At 71.4% G+C, this 1,005-nt stretch carries 2 protein-coding genes and 1 pseudogene; all 3 read right to left on the reverse strand.

Annotated features, from left to right (window positions below):
* Nucleotides 1–37 precede the first annotated feature (37 nt).
* Complete coding sequence (locus C7I85_RS30225; RefSeq protein ID WP_106727673.1) at nt 38–403, reverse strand: response regulator; 366 nt, start codon at nt 401–403, stop codon at nt 38–40.
* The gene (locus C7I85_RS30230; RefSeq protein ID WP_106727674.1) at nt 400–702 is read right to left on the reverse strand and encodes an STAS domain-containing protein; all 303 of its coding nucleotides are present in this window, start codon (nt 700–702) and stop codon (nt 400–402) included. The genes C7I85_RS30225 and C7I85_RS30230 overlap by 4 nt, the downstream gene beginning before the upstream one ends.
* Before the next feature lie 6 nt (nt 703–708).
* Nucleotides 709–1,005, reverse strand: a pseudogene (locus tag C7I85_RS30235) (methyl-accepting chemotaxis protein); the annotation flags it as partial.

A 1,005-nucleotide genomic window follows, 5' to 3' on the forward strand; every position in this document is an offset into this window, starting at 1 on the left:
CCTTTACGCCTTTACGCCTTGTTGCCCTTGTTGCCGGTCACGCCGCGACGCGCCGGATCGCCTCGATCAGCTTGTCCGGGTTGAACGGCTTGACGATCCAGCCGGTCGCCCCGGCGCGCCGCGCCCGGTCCTTCTTGGCCGCGTCGCTCTCGGTGGTCAGCACCAGGATCGGGATGCCGCGATAGGCGGTGTCGGCGCGCACCTGCTCGATGAAGCCGAAGCCGTCGAGCCGGGGCATGTTGATGTCGGTGATGATCACCCTGGGCGTCTCGCCCTTCAGCACCTCGAGCCCGTGCACGCCGTCCTCGGCCTGGACGACGCGGTAGCCGGCGTCGCTCAAGGCCAGCTTCAGCATGTCGCGCATGGTGCGCGAATCGTCGACGGTCAGGATGGTCATGCTCATGCCGCGGGCTCCTCGCTGGTCAGGTCGGCTTCAGTGAGGCCCATCAGCCTGAGCCCGTCGAGGAAGGCGGGCGACGGCTGGCTGAGCGTCAGCGCGGCGGCGTCGGCGCGCCAGCCGTGGCTGGCCGCCAACAGCACCTGCAGGCACTGGCCGCCGAGCCGCTCGACGCGGCCGGCGTCGAGCGCGAGCGGGGCGCCGCGCAGCGCCGCCAGGCAGGCGGCGAGCGCCGGCGCGGCCTTCAGGTCAAGCACCGCGGGCAGCTCGAAGATCTGCGGCGTCGGGTCAAAAACCGTGCTCATCTTGGCTTAGAACTCCTGCCAGCCATCGTCGGTCGGGGCGGCGGCGCGGGCGGTCGCGGCGCCGTAGCCGGCAGCGCGCAGCTTGAGCGCCGGCTTGCCGCGCGGCGCGGCCTTGGCCGGTGCCGCCGCACGCAGCGGCTCGACCGCAGCCGGCTTGCCGAGCCTAAAGCTGCCGATCTGGCGCGCCAGCGCGTCGGTCTCCTGCGCCAGCGAATGGCTCGCCGCCGTCGATTCCTCGACCATCGCCGCGTTCTGCTGCGTCACCTGGTCCATCTGGTTGACCGCGGTGTTGACCTGGTCGAG

The sequence above is a fragment of the Pseudaminobacter soli (ex Li et al. 2025) genome, assembly GCF_003012705.1.
In the GTDB taxonomy this organism is placed as follows: domain Bacteria; phylum Pseudomonadota; class Alphaproteobacteria; order Rhizobiales; family Rhizobiaceae; genus Pseudaminobacter; species Pseudaminobacter soli.